Source organism: Pandoraea oxalativorans, assembly GCF_000972785.3.
Taxonomy (GTDB): Bacteria; Pseudomonadota; Gammaproteobacteria; order Burkholderiales; family Burkholderiaceae; genus Pandoraea; species Pandoraea oxalativorans.
In genome coordinates this window covers 2,500,477-2,517,070 of sequence record NZ_CP011253.3, presented here as the reverse complement: position 1 = coordinate 2,517,070, position 16,594 = coordinate 2,500,477, and the positions used below count along the sequence as shown (strand labels likewise).

14 protein-coding genes are annotated in these 16,594 nt (G+C 64.0%); 1 reads left to right on the top strand and 13 read right to left on the bottom strand.

Features of this window, described 5'->3' with window-relative positions:
- Nucleotides 1–54: 54 nt before the first annotated feature.
- From MB84_RS11335 to MB84_RS11325, 3 genes are all read right to left on the bottom strand, one after another.
- The gene (locus MB84_RS11335) at nt 55–1,107 is read right to left on the bottom strand and encodes an Ldh family oxidoreductase (RefSeq protein WP_046291860.1); all 1,053 of its coding nucleotides are present in this window, start codon (nt 1,105–1,107) and stop codon (nt 55–57) included.
- Between the two features lie 36 nt (nt 1,108–1,143).
- Entirely contained in the window at nt 1,144–2,634 is a 1,491-nt protein-coding gene (locus MB84_RS11330; protein WP_046291859.1) for a DASS family sodium-coupled anion symporter, read from the bottom strand.
- Nucleotides 2,635–2,992: 358 nt separating this feature from the next.
- Entirely contained in the window at nt 2,993–3,505 is a 513-nt protein-coding gene (locus tag MB84_RS11325) for a hypothetical protein (protein WP_046291858.1), read from the bottom strand.
- A gap of 537 nt (nt 3,506–4,042) precedes the next feature.
- Between MB84_RS11325 and gor the strand changes: the two genes are divergently transcribed.
- A complete protein-coding gene (gor, locus tag MB84_RS11320) occupies nt 4,043–5,404 on the top strand; it encodes a glutathione-disulfide reductase (RefSeq protein ID WP_046291857.1) in 1,362 nt (453 codons plus the stop codon).
- 76 nt (nt 5,405–5,480) lie between these two features.
- On the opposite strand, the gene MB84_RS11315 is transcribed toward gor, so the two are convergent.
- From MB84_RS11315 to MB84_RS11270, 10 genes are all read right to left on the bottom strand, one after another.
- A complete protein-coding gene (locus MB84_RS11315; RefSeq protein WP_084009722.1) occupies nt 5,481–6,869 on the bottom strand; it encodes a sodium-dependent transporter in 1,389 nt (462 codons plus the stop codon).
- 231 nt (nt 6,870–7,100) lie between these two features.
- Nucleotides 7,101–7,862, bottom strand: a complete 762-nt coding sequence (locus MB84_RS11310; protein WP_046291856.1) for a phytanoyl-CoA dioxygenase family protein — start codon at nt 7,860–7,862, stop codon at nt 7,101–7,103.
- Between the two features lie 151 nt (nt 7,863–8,013).
- Nucleotides 8,014–8,382: a hypothetical protein gene (locus tag MB84_RS11305; RefSeq protein ID WP_046291855.1), complete on the bottom strand. Its 369-nt coding sequence runs from the start codon at nt 8,380–8,382 to the stop codon at nt 8,014–8,016.
- A 183-nt stretch (nt 8,383–8,565) separates the two neighbouring features.
- Nucleotides 8,566–8,817 (bottom strand): hypothetical protein, encoded by a 252-nt coding sequence (locus MB84_RS11300; RefSeq protein ID WP_046291854.1) that lies wholly within the window; start codon nt 8,815–8,817, stop codon nt 8,566–8,568.
- 84 nt (nt 8,818–8,901) lie between these two features.
- Nucleotides 8,902–9,135 carry a formate dehydrogenase subunit delta gene (locus tag MB84_RS11295; RefSeq protein WP_046291853.1) on the bottom strand — a complete coding sequence of 78 codons (234 nt, stop codon included), beginning with the start codon at nt 9,133–9,135 and terminating at the stop codon, nt 8,902–8,904.
- A gap of 33 nt (nt 9,136–9,168) precedes the next feature.
- Complete coding sequence (fdhD, locus tag MB84_RS11290) at nt 9,169–10,101, bottom strand: formate dehydrogenase accessory sulfurtransferase FdhD (protein ID WP_245725565.1); 933 nt, start codon at nt 10,099–10,101, stop codon at nt 9,169–9,171.
- A 39-nt stretch (nt 10,102–10,140) separates the two neighbouring features.
- A complete protein-coding gene (gene fdhF, locus MB84_RS11285; RefSeq protein WP_157122694.1) occupies nt 10,141–13,026 on the bottom strand; it encodes a formate dehydrogenase subunit alpha in 2,886 nt (961 codons plus the stop codon).
- A gap of 45 nt (nt 13,027–13,071) precedes the next feature.
- On the bottom strand, nt 13,072–14,706 hold the full coding sequence (locus MB84_RS11280) for a formate dehydrogenase beta subunit (protein WP_046291851.1): 1,635 nt from the start codon (nt 14,704–14,706) through the stop codon (nt 13,072–13,074).
- The gene (locus tag MB84_RS11275) at nt 14,699–15,181 is read right to left on the bottom strand and encodes an NAD(P)H-dependent oxidoreductase subunit E (RefSeq protein WP_046291850.1); all 483 of its coding nucleotides are present in this window, start codon (nt 15,179–15,181) and stop codon (nt 14,699–14,701) included. Before MB84_RS11275 ends, MB84_RS11280 begins: the two co-directional genes overlap by 8 nt.
- Before the next feature lie 260 nt (nt 15,182–15,441).
- On the bottom strand, nt 15,442–16,515 hold the full coding sequence (locus MB84_RS11270) for a substrate-binding domain-containing protein (protein ID WP_046291849.1): 1,074 nt from the start codon (nt 16,513–16,515) through the stop codon (nt 15,442–15,444).
- Nucleotides 16,516–16,594: the final 79 nt, after the last annotated feature.

Sequence of the window (16,594 nt, the reverse complement as noted above, 5' to 3'; positions counted from 1 at the left end):
GTCTGGCGAACGCGGGCGCACATACCGTTGCGCGCGCCGAGTCCGCCATGAACATCACAACGTTCGTGGCGTCGCCACACCGAGGTCCGTCGACATTTTCAACAGCGACTCCCAGATCGGCGTCGTGAGGTCGATGTGGTCATGGTGCTTCTTGCGATTATCCGCCTCATATTCGCCGGGATACTGCACGCGGTCGAAGCCAGGCTGCGGCGGGCATGACGTCAGATAGTCGATGAACGCCTCCACCTCGTGCGAGCGCCACGTCGCGGCGAAGTCGACTTGCGGGTTGAGCACGATGGCGAACATATTGTTCGTCGCCACACCGGCACGCGGGTGTTCCGGCTGTATCGTGCCGCCACCCGAGAGCACCCCCGCCAGCAACTCCGTCACGATGCCCAGCGCATAGCCCTTGTGCCCGCCGAAAGGCAGCAACGCACCGAACGGCTCGGTGAAGAGCGCGTTCGGATCGGTCGAGGGATTGCCGTAACCGTCGATCAACGAGCCCGGCGGCGCCTGCTTGCCTTCGGCCGCCAGCACGCGTGCCTTGTTGATGGCGATGGCGCTCGTTGCCATGTCCACCACCAGCGGCGGCCGGTTATTCGGCAACGGCCCCGCAAAGCACAACGGATTGGTCGTCAGGCGCGGCTCGCTGCCGCCAAACGGTGCGACCATCGGCTGACGGTTCGTCACATTCGTGAACGCCATGAACACCAGCCCTTGATGCGCGGCCATCTCGCCATACTGGCCCATGCGTCCCAGATGGTGGCTGTTGCGCAGCGTCAGAATCGCCACACCCTTGTCGAATGCGCGTGCAATCGCATGCTCGACCACGAACTTGCCGACGTGCTGACCGAAGCCGCGATTGCCCTCGAACAACAACAGATTGCCGTGATCGGTGAGCACGCTCGGACGTCCGCTCGGATTGACCTGTCCGTCCTCAAGCACTTTGCGATAGGTCGGCAGAATCGACAGGCCGTGACTCGCATAGCCGACACGGTCGGACTCCACGAGATGCTCGGCGACGTCGAGCGCGATGTCGTCCGGCACGCCCTGCGCGAGCAGCAGTTGTTTGCCGAAGTCGACGGCGTCTTTCAGGGAGATACGCATAGTGACTCCTTATTCATCGAGCGCAGCAGGCGCGCATCACAACCAGCCCAGCCAGCGCCAGTACGTCGCGGCGAACACCAGCAGCAAGGCGTAACCCACAACGGTGACGATGATCCCCACCTTGGCGAATTGTTTGGCGGTGAACGTGTCGGTGCCCAGACACACCATATTCTGCGGTGCGTTGATCGGCAGGATGAAACCGAAGCTGACCGTGAAGCCGAGCAACATGGTCATGCCCAGCCGGTTGAAGTCGCCCGGCAAGGTTTGCAGCACGGCAATCAGAATCGGCAGCATGGCCGAAGTTAGCGCCGTCGCGCTCGCGAAGCCCAGGTGAATGAGGATGAGGAATGCGGCCAGTATCGCGAAGATCGACAGCGTCGGCAGCGAATCGAGGCCCGTTGCGGCGACCACGTGATTGCCCAGCCACTGCCCCGCCTGCGTCGTGAGCAATGCGGTGCCAAGACTGATACCGACTCCGAACACGATCACGGTGCCCCAGGGAATGCGCGACTGCACGTCTTTCCAGGTCATCACGCCAAAGCGCGGCAGCATCAGCACCACCAGTCCGACGTAGGTGACCGAGGTCGTATCGAAGCGGTGCAGCTTGCCTTCCGTCGCCCAGAACAGCAGCAGTCCGATCGACACGGCGAGCAAACGCTTTTGCGGACTCGTCATCGGCCCCATTTCGCGCAGTTGCGCTTCGACGGCTTCTTTACCACCGGCAATGGCGTCGGCCTCGGGCGGCATCAGCTTGAGCACGAGCACCACGAGCACCACCGACATGATGATCGCCCACGGTGCACCTGCGACATGCCACTCGGCCCACGTAATGCGGTCGCCGAGCATCTTGTCCATGAAGCCCACGGTCAGCAGATTCTGCGCAGCCGCCGTCTGAATACCGACGTTCCAGATACTGGTTGCCTGCGCCACGATGATCATGATGCCTGCGGCAATGTTCGAGCGCTTGTCGACACCGAACGCGGCAATCACCCCCATCATGATCGGCACCACACAGGCACTGCGGGCAGTAGCGCTGGGCACGACAAGCGAGAGCAGGATGGTGACGGCAACGGCGCCGATCATCACGCGGCGCGTGCTGGTCCCTATCCTGGATAGGGTCACGAGTGCAATGCGACGGTCGAGCCCGGTGAGGGTCATCGCAGCAGCGATGAAGAGCGCACCGGCCACCAGCGCGAGGGCCGAGTTGGAGAACCCGGCAAGCGCCATGCTGATGGCGCGCGAGGTGCCGTACTCGACACTCGGATCCTGCACCGTGGGTGCGGTGCCCACGAGAAACGCCATCAGCGAGGTGATGATGATGGCGCTGGCCTCGTACGAGACGGCCTCGGTAATCCACACCACCACGGCAAAGGCGAGAATGGCCAGCATGCGATGGCCCGCGACCGGCAGATCGTCAGGCATCGGTATCAGGAGCACGGCAATCATCACGATCACACCGGCCATCAGCCCGATGGGAATCGCTTTCTTCTGGGGAGGGCTTTGCACAGAAACGTCAGGCGTGCTCATAAGGGGGCTCCAGAGCGGAATGGCATGCCGGCAGTCGGCATGTCTTGAGGAAATGCCACGCTTGAACTGCGGGTCAATCCTACCCGCATTGAACTTGACGAGGCAAGCACGGGACATAGGCGAGCACCGTCGGCCGCAGACCTGCAAGGGCATACGGGCGCGGCATAGGCAAGCGTGGCGGGGAATGGGCGAGGTCCGGCAGTCCTGCGCACTTTCAGACGCACGGGACAGCGATCAACGCGGCGGTGAAAGCGGACGCTCCGGCCGCCGGAAATGCATCGCAAATGGCACGGTGACGCGATCCGCGCAGGCGAAACCGACGATACAGACGATAGGACTCGCCGCGAAGCGCGAACGCCTAGAAATGCAGTCCGAAGTATTCCGGCGCACCGGCAAACAGTTGGGTGTTGAGGACGGGATTGGTCAACGCGCGATGCCAGAGCGTCTGATACAGCCCTGTGAGTCCGGCGCGCGGTCCCGTCACCATGCCGTGCGCGCCTGACGTCAGCCCGGCATTGCCGAGCGTCCCGCCTAACGTGCGACCGCTGACGATGACCGGGTCTGCCGCCCATGCCCCCGCATCCGCGAACACGTCGTGCCACGGCGCAGGCGCCACGCCCACGAGTGCTGGCGGCGGCGAACCCGGCGGTGTATGGGACGACACCCGGGCCGCACGCTTCGAACGTGCGGCCCGGGTCGGCCGGGCGCCGGACTTGGCTTGCGCCGTCGCGGACTTCGTCGTCGCCTGCACACCGGTGGAATTCACAGTCTGCGGCGAATTGGCGGCATGTGCCGATGCCACCATCCAGAAGCAACACAACAACGCCAGCGCCGAGCTGGCGCCCATCAGGCGGGTAAGCGACTTCGTCATGACATCCTCGTGTATCGGCGGTGATCCCCGCCTGTCTTGAGAAAATCACAGCAAATTTCGGACCATGAGAGACAACTATTTGATTCTTATGCACTTCTTATTCCACCATGCGCAGATGTCCGAAGAATTCCCAGGATTTGTTTCACTTCAGAAACATCCGGCAACCCGCGATTGATCATCGACGATACGATTCAACCGCCTTGTGGGCCGGTGTCCGCGCTCGCCGGTGAAGCATTGATCGACTTTCAACGCCTTCGATTGTCGTCCTGCGTTTCGTCTGTCGCATTGACGTGGATCAACGAAAGCGCACGACCGTGCGAAAACCCGAATTGACGGACGATGCACCTTATGGCGAGGCGCGAAGGCGTTTCAACGGCAGTCAACGCGGCGTTGACTGCCCCGGGGACTCGGATGCCTCCGAAAATCCTCGGGCCCTGCCGATGCTGGGAGCATGTCTCTGGCACAATCGCTCAACGCTAGCAGCACAGGGCCATCGACCGACTGTCCGGTGTGCCCAATGACATAAAGGAGTCAGCAATGTCCCAGTTCGATGTGGATCTGTTCGTGATCGGTGCCGGTTCGGGGGGTGTGCGGGCCGCACGCGTCGCCGCGCAATACGGCGCGCGCGTGAAGGTCGCAGAAGAGTTTCGCGTGGGTGGCACGTGCGTCATTCGCGGTTGTGTGCCGAAGAAGTTGCTCGTCTATGCCAGCCGGTTTGCCGACGAATTCGAAGACGCCGCAGGTTTCGGCTGGGAAGTCCCCTCCCCCAAGTTCGACTGGAAGACACTCATCGCCCGCAAGGACGCCGAGATTGCGCGACTCGAAGGCATCTACACGACCAATCTCGAACGCGCGGGGGCCGAACTCGTCGCGGCGCGCGCCGTGGTCGAAGGCCCGCACACGGTCGTGCTGCCCGCCACCGGTGAACGCATTACCGCACGCAACATCCTGATCGCGACAGGGGGCCGCCCAGCAGATCAGCCGCACTTCGTCGGACGCGAGCACGCCATTTCGTCGAACGAAGTGTTTCATCTCGAATCGCTCCCCGAGCGAATCACGATCATCGGCGGCGGTTACATTGCACTGGAATTCGCGGGGGTTTTCGCCGGGCTGGGCTCGACGGTGACCGTCGTGCATCGCGGGCCGCATTTGCTGCGCGGATTCGACGAGGAAGTCCGAACGACGCTCGAAGCCGCCTATCGCGAGCGAGGCATCGAGATCCTGCTTGAGCGCACGGTCGAACGTGCAGAGAAGATTCAGGACGGCTTGCGCATTACGCTGTCGGACGGCAGCACGCACGACGCGGACGTGCTGCTGAGCGCTGCGGGGCGTGTGCCGTACACGCAAGGACTCGGGCTGGCGGCGAGCGGCGTGGCACTCAACGACAAGGGGGCGGTGATCGTCGACGAGTTCTCGCGCACCAATGTGCCATCGATCTTTGCCGTTGGCGACGTGACCGATCGCGTGAACCTCACGCCGATGGCGATTCGCGAAGGTCAGGCGTTCGCGGATACGGTGTTCGGGGAGCGCACCACGCGCGTCGACCACAAACTGATTCCGACGGCAGTCTTCAGCACGCCGGAAATCGGTGTGGTGGGACTGACCGAGAGTGACGCGCGCGGGCAGTACGCGCAGCTCAAGGTGTACAAGGCTACCTTCCGTCCGCTCAAGGCGACGCTGTCAGGCCGTCAGGAAAAGATGCTGATGAAGCTGCTCGTCGATGGCGCCACCGACAAGATCGTCGGCGCGCATATGGTCGGGGATCACGCAGGAGAACAGGTGCAGTTGCTGGGCGTCGCGCTGTCGATGGGCGCAACGAAGGCCGACTTCGATCGCACGCTGGCCGTGCACCCAACGGCCGCGGAAGAATGGGTGACGATGCGCACGCCTGTGGCGTAAAGCGGGCGTCACCCGATGCGGGTGCCGAAGCCATTGTCGAGTTCAGCGCCCGCCTCCGCCGATTCAATTCGAACCCTTAGAACGTCTGATACCAGACGCCGAAGATGGCAATCGGCGTGAGTACCAGCAGCAGTACGCGCCATACCGGCACAAACCACTGCGCGCGCGAACCTTCCAGCACAGTGCGCGCCTTGGGCCAGATGCTTGTACCGACGAAGATCGCGATGCACAAGCCGCCCGCAGGCATCAGCAGATTGACGGTGACGTAGTCCATCAGGTCGAAGATCGTGCGGTCGAACAGTCGCACGTCCGACCAGATACCGAACGAGAGCGCCGCCGGTGCACCGAACAGGAATGTCGCGACGAACACGGCGAGGACCGCCGTACTACGCCGCCATTGATACTCGTCGATCAGAAAGGCCGCGACCGGCTCGAACAGCGAGACAGCAGAGGTCAGCGCGGCGAACAGCAACAGCAGGAAGAATGCAATGGCAATCGCATGCCCGAACGGCATCTGCGCAAAGATGGCCGGCATCGTGATGAATGTGAGGCCGGGACCGGCGTCGGGCGGCACGCCGAACGCGAAAACGGCAGGGAGGATCATCAGACCGGCAAGGCAGCACGCCAGCGTCGCCAGTGTCGCGACCCAGACGGCCGAGCCGGCGAGCCGTGCGTCGCGCGGCAAATAGGATCCGTAGACCACGATCATGCCCGCGCCCAGCGACAACGAGAAGAACGCCAGTCCCAGCGCTTCGAGCAACGTGTCGCCGGAGATGATCGAAAAGTCGGGCGTAAGGAACCAGGCCACCCCCGCCATTGCGCCGGGCAGCGTGAGCGCCCGGGCAATGACCAGCAACATCAGCAGGAACAGCGCGGGCATGAGCCACTTGCCTGCCCGCTCGATGCCTTTCTGTACACCGGCCGCGACGATCAACGCCGTCAGGCCGAGAAACACGCCCATGCTCGCGAGTGACGCCACCGGATTCGCCGTGAATGCCGAGAACTCGGCGACCAGCCGCTGCGTATCGTTCGCCAGCACCGAACCTGTGAATGCGCGCATCAGATACGTCACCGTCCAGCCACCGACCACGACGTAGAACGAGAGAATCGCGAACGCATTGAACGTGGCAATACGACCGACCCAGGCCCAGGCGCGTCCGCCAAGCGTGCGCAACGCGGTCGTGATGGACTGCCCCGTCAAGCGGCCAACCGTCATCTCCGCCAGCAACAGGGCGACGCCGAGCGTCAGCACACAGCCCAGGTAGATGACGAGGAATGCACCACCGCCGTGCTGCCCGACGACGTACGGAAATTTCCAGACCGCGCCGAGGCCAACGGCCGAGCCAGCGGCGGCGAGCACGAAACCCAGCCGCGATCCCCAGGTGGCACGGCACGCTTCGCCCGAAGCATCGATTGCAGTGGGCGACGCCGCCGGGGCAGCAGGTGAGAGGGGTAAATGGGACACGTGTCTCTTCCGGAAACGGACGTGCAGCCACTCGGTCCACGCGGCTTTGCACCGCGCGGGAGCGACACGTCACTGGTTCATGGAATGGCGTCAGGCAGATTACTGGCGCGGCACGGCATCGATATCGGAACGATGCGGCTCACGTGCGCCAGCGCGCGACACCATAAGGGTGGCCGAAGAGTCTACGCGGGAAAAGGTGCCTACCGGTTTAGGAAAGCACCCAAATTGGCATCAGTGGCCGAGTTCGACCTCGCCTGCCGAGGCAGAACGCGTTCCCGGTTTCGGCGGATTGCTCTCGCCCCGGTATGCGAACACGACCGAGAATTTGGTGGTGTCGCCTTCATTGCGGCCAGCGGCGTGAAATAGTCCGCTGTGGAACAGCACCACGTCGCCTTGAGCAAGCTCGACTTGCTTGCCGCGCGCGACAAGCGGCCCGTTGTCGGGCTCGTCGGGACGCAAGAAGTCCAGCGAGTCGAGCTGATGCGGCTTGAGCTGCTCGCGGTGCGAGCCGGGAATGAAGCGAAGCGCGCCGTTCTCGCGTGTCTCCGGCCCCAGCGCCAGCCAGACCGAAACCAGTGAGTTCTCCGGGAACGACCAGTAGCGGATATCGCGATGCCAGCCGGTCGCCGTACCGAAGTGCGGATGTTTCGTCATCACGCAGTTGTGGTGCGCAAGTGTCAGGACTACGTCTTCGCCGAAGATCTGGGCAAGCGATTCGATCAGGTCCGGGCGCGTCGCCCAGTTGCGCAGCGCATCGCCGCGATCGTAAGCCTTGAGCAGACGGCGAACCGTTTGGCCGCCCTCGGCATCACGCGATTGCGGTGCGCCCTCGTAACCCACATCGGCTTCGAACTCGAGCGGTAGCGTGGCCGCCGCCAACTGCGCTCGCACATCTGCCAGCATCGCCTCGCAGTCGGCCTGCGCAACATAGCGCGGAAGGATCAGATAACCGTCGTTACGGAAGGTTTCGAGTTGCGATGCGGTAAGCGCCATGATGGTCGGCGAAGCGGGCAATAAGCTGGCTGTTAATCGGAAATGACGAGGACTTGGAGTTTTACTGTAAGCGGATGAATCGGGCGGACTTGCAGGGTCATGGCCGTTGACGTCGCTGCTGCATCTCGTGACGTCGTGACGGCTATGGCGCTCAGGCGGCGCGCTTACGTCGTCGAGGCGGCAGTTCGCCGGCCGTCTTGCGTTCGAGCTTGGGTTCGGGCTGTGGCACGTCGGTGCCGGGCAACGACGCCTGCGGATTGCCGGCGGGACGCGGCGTGTCGACCACGCTGCGCAGACGGTCGAGCTCACGCGTAAGCTTCGCCAATTGGTATTCGAGCTGGCAGTTACGGCGATACAGCGTGCGCATTTTCTGGCTGAGCGCCTGCGTCTGTGTCCAGTATTCCGGATACATGACGAAACGCCCATCCGGGCGCTCGACGACGCCAAGCCCGCTCTGTCCCATCACGTCGATGGTTTCCAGCGCGTAGCGTCGAACTTTTTTTACCGTACCTGCCGCCATTTATTTCCTACAGTCCCAGCCTGAGAGAGTCAGGCGCGGCATTTTGCCACGAATTCGGCCCGCCCGGGCGGCAAACCCGCGTCGGACCGGAGATTTATTTTTCTCCCGCGGCCCCGCCGGACGGGGCTGCGAGCAGGTTGTGGAAGCATCGGGACGCAATCTCCCGGCATCGCACAGCAATTGTTACGGCTTCGGCGTCTTACCCGTGTCGATGGAAACCGGATCGCTTGCCGGGAAGGCTTCCTTCAGCCCCTCGTCGAGACGCTTCGTCTCGCCAGGTCGTGACGCGGGAACCCGCTTCGGCTTGTCGACTTCGATGGACACGGGATCGCTCGCCGGAAACGTCTCCTCAAGTGCTTCGTCGAGGTCGCGCTCCACGGCGTCCTCCTTGTGCGGCTGCTGTGGGCCGGGCTTGCGCGTGGGGGTATCGCTCATCAAGTCCTCCGCTGATAAGGCCGCGCCGGTGCGCGACCGTCACCCCTACTATACCGCGAGCAGCGTAGGCCCGCGTCCGCCCAGTCAGGCCGCGGGCGTCAGGCGCGCGCGATGACGCGTCAGCGCTTCTCGCACGAGCGAATGCATGGCCCGCGCGTCCGGGGTGTCGACGAGAGCCAGAATCTGCGAGCGCATGCGTGGATCCCAGAATTTATGCAGATGCGTCGCGACCTGATCCAGCGCTTCCTCGCGATCGGGCAAGGAGTCGAAGAAGTCTGCAATGCGGTTGGCCATACGCACGAGGTTGTTGCCGTCCATCGAAAGTCTCCCGCTCCATCAGGGTCAAGGCGATCAGCCGCGCGCGTCGAGCGCCGTCCCGCCGGTGTAAATCACACACTGTTCACCACGCACGAAGCCTACGAGTGCAACACCCGCCGCCTGCGCCGTGCGCACCGCCAGCGCCGTTGCCGCCGACACGGCCGCCACCATCGGAATGCCGACTTGCGCCGCTTTCTGCACGATTTCGACGCTGGCGCGACTGGTCATCAGGACAAAGCCGCTGTCGAATGCGCGCCCTTCGCGGGCCAGCGCGCCGATGAGTTTGTCGAGCGCGTTATGACGGCCGACGTCTTCCCGAAGACAAACGATCTCGCCCTGCGGCGAGCACCACGCCGCGCCGTGCACTGCTCCGGTCACGCCGTTGAGTGCCTGATGCGCGGCAAGCCCCGCATGCGCCGCCGCCAGTGCCGCATGGGTCACACGCAACGGCTCGCCAGCGGACGGCAACGGCCGCAACACCTGATCGAGACTCTCCGTGCCGCAAAGCCCGCAGCCGGTGCGGCCCGTCAGATTGCGGCGTCGCTCCTTGAGTCCGGCGAACGCGCGCGACGACACTTCGAGATGTGCGGTAATGCCCAGCGAGGTCGCCGAGACATCAACGCCGTAGCACTCGCGCCGGTCGTTCAGAATGCCTTCCGACAGCGCGAACCCCAGCGCGAAGTCTTCGATATCGGCCGGCGTTGCCAGCATCACCACATGCGAGATGCCGTTGAACTCCAGCGCGACGGGCACTTCCTCGGCGAGTTCGTCGCTAGCCGCCTGCCACGCGCCATGACGGAAGCGCCGCACGGCGAATGTCGCGTGCGGCGAGAGGCTTTCGGGGTCGATGGCTGTTGGCGCGACGTCGCACACGGTGGCGGCGATGCCATCGATCTCATTGCTGGCATCGCCGGACAATTCACCGGCTTCGCGGCCTTCAGCCACTTCACGTAACGGGTTGGACATCGTCAAACACTGACTCCAGGTCATTCCAGGGTTCGCGCCCTACTTCGCCGGCACCGGTTCGGCAGGGTTGCGGGCCGCATCGAGCAGTTCGAGCTGCGTGCGGTTGAAGGACGAATACTGGGCCTGCCATGCCGAGGGCTGCACCACTGGCAGGACCTGCACGGCCGTCACCTTGTATTCCGGGCAATTCGTTGCCCAGTCCGAGTTATCCGTCGTGATGACGTTCGCGCCCGATTCAGGGAAATGGAACGTCGTGTAAACCACGCCGGGTTGCATACGTTCGCTGAGCACCGCGCGCAGCACGGTCTCGCCCGCCCGGCTTCGGATGCCGACCCAGTCGTCATCCTTGATACCCCGCTCCTGCGCATCGTGCGGGTGGATTTCGAGCCGATCTTCGTCGTGCCAGTGAACGTTGTGCGTGCGGCGCGTCTGCGCTCCGACATTGTATTGCGAGAGGATGCGTCCCGTGGTGAGCAGCAGCGGATAGCGCGGTGTGACCTTCTCGTCCGTCGGCACGTAACGCGTGATGATGAAGCGCCCCTTGCCGCGCACAAAGGCGTCGACGTGCATGATCGGCGTGCCGTCGGGCGCCTCGTCGTTGCACGGCCATTGCAGGCTGCCCGCTTCGTCCAGACGCGCATAACTCACGCCATGGAACGTCGGCGTGAGCCGCGCGATCTCGTCCATGATCTCGGACGGGTGCGCATAAGGCATGTCGTAGCCGAGCCGCCTGGCCAGCGCGATGGTGACTTCCCAGTCGGCCATGCCCGGCAACGGCGCCATCACCCGGCGCACGCGCGAAATGCGTCGCTCGGCGTTGGTGAACGTACCGTCCTTTTCGAGGAACGTCGTGCCCGGCAACAGCACGTGTGCATACTTGGCGGTCTCGTTCAGGAAGATGTCCTGCACGACGATGCACTCCATGGCCTCCATCGCCGCCGCCACGTGCTGCGTGTTGGGGTCGGACTGCACGATGTCCTCGCCTTGACAGTAAAGTCCCTTGAAGCTGCCGTGGATGGCCGCATCGAACATGTTCGGGATCCGCAGCCCCGGCTCGGCCTGCAACGTCACGCCCCATGCGGCTTCGAACTCCTCGCGCACCACCGTATCGGACACATGCCGGTAGCCGGGCAATTCGTGCGGGAACGAGCCCATGTCGCACGAGCCCTGCACGTTGTTCTGTCCGCGCAACGGGTTCACACCGACCCCTTCGCGCCCGACGTTACCCGTCGCCATCGCCAGGTTTGCGATGCCCATGACCGTGGTCGAGCCCTGCGCGTGCTCAGTGACGCCCAGCCCGTAGTAGATCGCCGCGTTGCCGCCCGTCGCGTACAAGCGCGCAGCACCGCGAATCTGCTCGGCAGGCACGCCCGTCACCACGGACACCGCCTCGGGCGAATTCTCCGGCAGCGCCACGAAATCGCGCCACTGCGCAAACGCGCGGTCTTCGCACCGCTCGGCAATGAACGCCTCGGCGAGCAGTCCCTCGGTGACGATCACGTGCGCCAGCGCATTGACCATCGCCACGTTGGTACCGGGACGCAGCGGCAAATGGAATGCCGCCTTCACGTGCGGTCCGTCGACGATGTCGATGCGACGCGGATCGATCACGATGAGCTTCGCCCCCTCGCGCACACGACGCTTGAGTCGCGAGGCGAACACAGGATGCCCGTCCGTCGGGTTCGCGCCCATCACGAGAATCACGTCGGCGTGTTCGACCGACTTGAAGGTCTGGGTACCGGCGGACTCGCCGAGCGTCTGCTTCAGTCCGTAGCCTGTCGGCGAATGACAGACGCGCGCGCAGGTATCCACGTTGTTATTGCCGAAGGCAGCCCGCACGAGCTTCTGCACCAGATACGTCTCTTCGTTCGTGCAGCGCGACGACGTAATGCCGCCAATGGCGTCGACACCGTACTTCGCCTGCAGCCGACGGAACTCCGACGCTGCGTAGTCGAGCGCCTCGTCCCACGACACTTCGCGCCACGGATCGGTGATCTTGCTGCGGATCATCGGCTTGGTGATGCGCTCCTTGTGTGTGGCGTAGCCCCAGGCGAAGCGGCCCTTCACGCAGGCATGGCCTTCGTTCGCGAGACCGTCCTTGTACGGGGTCATGCGCACGACCTCGCCGCCCTTCATCTCCGCCTTGAACGCGCAGCCGACGCCGCAGTACGCGCACGTCGTCACGACCGCGTGCTCGGGCTGCCCCATCTCGACGATGGTCTTTTCCTGCAGCGTGGCCGTCGGGCATGCCGCCACGCAAGCGCCGCACGACACGCACTCCGAGTCCATAAACGGCTGATCCTGCCCGGCCGAGACGCGTGCCTCGAAGCCACGCCCGGAGATCGTCAGCGCGAAGGTACCCTGCGTCTCCTCGCAAGCCCGTACGCATCGGTTGCACACGATGCATTTCGATGGGTCGTAGGTGAAGTACGGATTGGACTCGTCCTTCGCGCTGTGAATGTGGTTATCGCCCTCGAAGCCGTAGCGGACTTCGCGCAGTCCGGTCACACCGGCCATGTCCTGCAACTCGCAATCGCCGTTGGCCGCGCACGTCAGGCAGTCCAGCGGGTGATCGGAGATGTAAAGCTCCATCACGTTGCGCCGCAGGTCCTGCAACTTCGGTGATTGGGTGCGTACCTTCATGCCAGGTTCGACGGGCGTCGTGCACGAGGCGGGGAAACCGCGCCGCCCTTCGATCTCGACCAGACACAGGCGGCACGACCCGAACGGTTCGAGCGAATCTGTCGCACAGAGCTTGGGGATGTTGACGTCGTTGCCCGCTGCGGCGCGCATGATCGAGGTGCCGGCCGGAACCGTCACGCTCAGACCGTCGATCTCCAGCGTGACCTCGACTTCGCTCTCACGCCGCGGCGTGCCCATGTCCGGACCGTAGCCCGGCACGACTTGTGCATTCGGATGGATCATGTGTCGTTCTCCCATTCAGACGTGCAGGCTTCGGACCTTGACGTGTCAGGCGGCTTCGGCGCATCCGGCGCCGTCGGGCAGACCGAAGTCCGCCGGGAAGTGTTCGAGTGCGGAGCGCACGGGGAACGGCGTCATGCCGCCCATCGCGCAGAGTGAGCCGGACACCATCGTGTCGCAAAGGTCGTGCAGCAGCTTCACCTGACGCGCGGACGTATCCCCGCGCCGGATCCGCTCGATCACCTCGACGCCCCGCGTCGACCCGATACGGCACGGCGTGCATTTGCCGCACGATTCGAGCGCGCAAAATTCCATCGCATAGCTCGCCAGTCCGGCCATGTCGGCCGTGTCGTCGTGGACCACAACACCGCCATGCCCCACCACAGCACCTAATGCCGCGTAGGCCTCGTAGTCCATCGGCACGTCCCATTGCGCCTCGGGCAGATAAGCGCCGAGCGGCCCGCCGACCTGGATGGCCTTCGCGGGACGCCCGCTCGCCGTGCCACCACCGAAGTCGTCGAGCAGCGTGCGCAACGTCACACCGAATGCCAGTTCCACCAGCCCGCCGCGACGGATGTTGCCCGCCAGTTGCACCGGCAGCGTGCCCTGCGACCGGCCCATGCCGTACTCGCGATAGGTCTGCGCCCCATGCGCGAAGATGAACGGCACGCTCGCCAGCGTGATCACGTTGTTGATGAGCGTGGGTTGTCCGAAAAGACCGGACAGCGCGGGGATCGGCGGCTTGGCACGCACCACGCCGCGCTTGCCTTCGAGGCTTTCGAGCAGCGCCGTTTCCTCGCCGCAGATATAAGCGCCAGCGGCCTTCGCCACACGCAATTCGCAGGCGCGTCCGGAGCCGAGGACATCCGGCCCGAGCCAGCCCTCACGGCGCGCTACGGCCATCGCCGCCTCCAGTGCCGCAATGGCGTGCGGATATTCGCTGCGCACGTAGACGATGCCTTCGCTCGCGCCCACGCTCAGCGCCGCGATCATCATCCCTTCGATAAGCACGAACGGATCGCTTTCCATGATGAGGCGGTCGGCGAACGTACCGGAGTCGCCTTCGTCCGCATTGCACACGACGTACTTCTGCACGGACTGCGCGCGACTTACCGTGCGCCACTTGATGCCTGCCGGGAATGCCGCACCGCCGCGTCCGCGCAGCCCCGAGTCGAGCACCGTCTGACAGGCCGCCTCGGCGTCGAGCGCAAGACAGGCGCGAAGCCCCGCGAGGCCGCCGTGCGCCTCGTAGTCGGCCGGGTCCAGCGGGTCGGTCACGCCCACGCGGGCGAACGTCAATCGTTGCTGACGCACCAGATACGGAATCGCCTCGACGCGCCCCACGCAGGCGGGCATGGCCGCATCCCAGCTTCCGTCGGGATTTTCGTGCGAGACATCGCGCTCCGCATCTTTCGCCGCGCATGCGGGCCAACCGCCGTCGAACAGCGCTGCGACCTGCGACGGCCGCACGTTGCTGTATCCCACGCGTCCCGCAGGCGTCGCCACCTCGACGAGCGGCTCCAGCCAGAACAGGCCCCGCGAGCCATTGCGAACGATATCGATGGCAACGCCACGCCGGGTCGCCTCGGCAGCCACCGCCGCCGCAACCCTATCTGCGCCGAGCGCGAGCGCGGCGGAGTCACGCGGAATGTAGATACGGAAAGACTTCGCCGTCTCAGTCATGACGACCCTCCTTGCTGGCAACGGCATCGGCGAGCAGCACGTCGAAACGCGCCGGACTGACGCGCGCATGCAATTCGCCATTGATCGTCACGGCAGGCGACAACGCACATTGACCAAGGCAGTAGACCGATTCGACACCCACGCCATGACATGCGTCGCCATCGATGTGCGCGCCGGTACGGGCTTGCACATGGGCGACGAGCGCTTCGCCGTCGCGACTGCGACAGGCTTCCGCCCGGCAGACCTGTACGACGGTCGACGGTGGCGGCGCGCTGCGAAAGTGGTGATAGAAGGTGATGACGCCGTGGACTTCGGCACGCGAGAGGTTCAGCGCGGCAGCGATGGCCGGCACGTGGGCGGGATCGACATAGCCTTCCGTGTCCTGCAAGGCATGCAGCAACGGCAACAACTCGTGTGCGCGGCCGGCGTGGCGAGCCAGCAGCGACGCGAGCGTCGCATGAGGTGTGGGCACCATCTCGAATTGTCTCCTGGGGCAAGACCTCATCTCATATGTTCTTCATTGCATATGATGACGATAAGTCTTTTGGGGGCTCAGTCCTTATGACAGTAGACCAAACGCTCCGCCCCAACAAGCCTCGTGCAAATACCGATATCCTCACGCGAGCATTCGCGCTGCATCGCAGCATGATGCAGACATCCAGCCCATGCGGGCCGGGCCTCGGTCATTGAAAAACGTCCCGCACCATATATGCATAAAAATACACATGGAAAACATTACCCCAACGACGGAAACGCTTCGGACAGCGACGCCACCAACCCCGTCGCCCCTTCGCTGTAGCCCGGGATGGCGTGAACGGCCTGCCGGTATTCGCCGCTCTGAAGAATCTCAAGCAAAGCCTGAAGATGCGGGGACTCGCCGCCACTCTCAGGGAACATCAGGCAGTAACGCTCCGTGAGGATCGGGATGAAATCGAGGCCGAACTGATTCGCGGCAGCTTCGATGGCGAGACCCGCGTCGGCGCGTCCGCTGGCGATATAGGCGGCGACGGCGGCATGTGTGAATTCGATGTTCTCGGCACCGGCCACGGTCGCGGGATCGATGCCGTCCTGCGCCAGCAGCAGGTCGTAAATGATGCGCGTACCTGACCCGCGCTCGCGGTTCGCGAAGCGCGCGCCCGTGCGCGGCAGATCGGCCAGTGTCCTGATGCCGAGCGGGTTGCCGCGCGCTACGAGCAAACCGAGACGCCGCGACGCCACATCCACCACGCGATACGACTTGCCCTTGAGCAGCGGCATGTACTGCTCGAGCACCGGCTCGGCGAGCGCGCCAATCGGCACGTGAAAGCTCGCGACTTCGCATTCGTGCTTGGCCAGCGCGGCAATCGCTTCAATGCTGCCGCGATAGCTGACGTCGATGGGCAACCCCGCACGTCCCGCGAAATCGACCAGCGCCGCCACCGCCAGACCGTGACTCGCGAAAAGCCGCAACTGGCCGGTTTCCTGAAGCAACAAATCGTCGAGTTCGGTCTGCAATTCGGATGCCATCGTCTCCAGCAACGGCCCGAGCCTTGCCTGCAGGCGCTTCTGCCCCCAGAGCAATCGCTGCGCGAGCGGCGTAAGCACGGCGCCGCGCCCGCGCGCCATCGTGAGCAACGGCGCACCCATGAGCGACTCCACTTCCTTCACGTGCCCCCATGCGCCACGGTACGACTGCCCCAGCACCTGACTGGCGGCCTGCAAGTTGCCGTGCGCCTGCACCTCCGTGAGCAGCGACAACACCTTGTCGAGCGGCAGGTCGTTGCCGTCATGGCGAAAACGAAGTTGCGGGGCAATTGAGATACGCTTCATGAGCTCACCTTATATGCTATTAATTGCATAAATCAATTTATGCAAAATCCTGATACCATGCCTACAAACGTCGATCTAA

Coding starts and splice junctions, on each gene's coding strand:
- MB84_RS11335 (WP_046291860.1), bottom strand. CDS start 1,107: ATGCGTATCTCCCTGAAAGACGCCGTCGACTTCGGCAAACAACTGCTG.
- MB84_RS11330 (WP_046291859.1), bottom strand. CDS start 2,634: ATGAGCACGCCTGACGTTTCTGTGCAAAGCCCTCCCCAGAAGAAAGCG.
- MB84_RS11325 (WP_046291858.1), bottom strand. CDS start 3,505: ATGACGAAGTCGCTTACCCGCCTGATGGGCGCCAGCTCGGCGCTGGCG.
- gor (WP_046291857.1), top strand. CDS start 4,043: ATGTCCCAGTTCGATGTGGATCTGTTCGTGATCGGTGCCGGTTCGGGG.
- MB84_RS11310 (WP_046291856.1), bottom strand. CDS start 7,862: ATGGCGCTTACCGCATCGCAACTCGAAACCTTCCGTAACGACGGTTAT.
- MB84_RS11305 (WP_046291855.1), bottom strand. CDS start 8,382: ATGGCGGCAGGTACGGTAAAAAAAGTTCGACGCTACGCGCTGGAAACC.
- MB84_RS11300 (WP_046291854.1), bottom strand. CDS start 8,817: ATGAGCGATACCCCCACGCGCAAGCCCGGCCCACAGCAGCCGCACAAG.
- MB84_RS11295 (WP_046291853.1), bottom strand. CDS start 9,135: ATGGACGGCAACAACCTCGTGCGTATGGCCAACCGCATTGCAGACTTC.
- fdhD (WP_245725565.1), bottom strand. CDS start 10,101: ATGTCCAACCCGTTACGTGAAGTGGCTGAAGGCCGCGAAGCCGGTGAA.
- fdhF (WP_157122694.1), bottom strand. CDS start 13,026: ATGATCCATCCGAATGCACAAGTCGTGCCGGGCTACGGTCCGGACATG.
- MB84_RS11280 (WP_046291851.1), bottom strand. CDS start 14,706: ATGACTGAGACGGCGAAGTCTTTCCGTATCTACATTCCGCGTGACTCC.
- MB84_RS11275 (WP_046291850.1), bottom strand. CDS start 15,181: ATGGTGCCCACACCTCATGCGACGCTCGCGTCGCTGCTGGCTCGCCAC.
- MB84_RS11270 (WP_046291849.1), bottom strand. CDS start 16,515: ATGAAGCGTATCTCAATTGCCCCGCAACTTCGTTTTCGCCATGACGGC.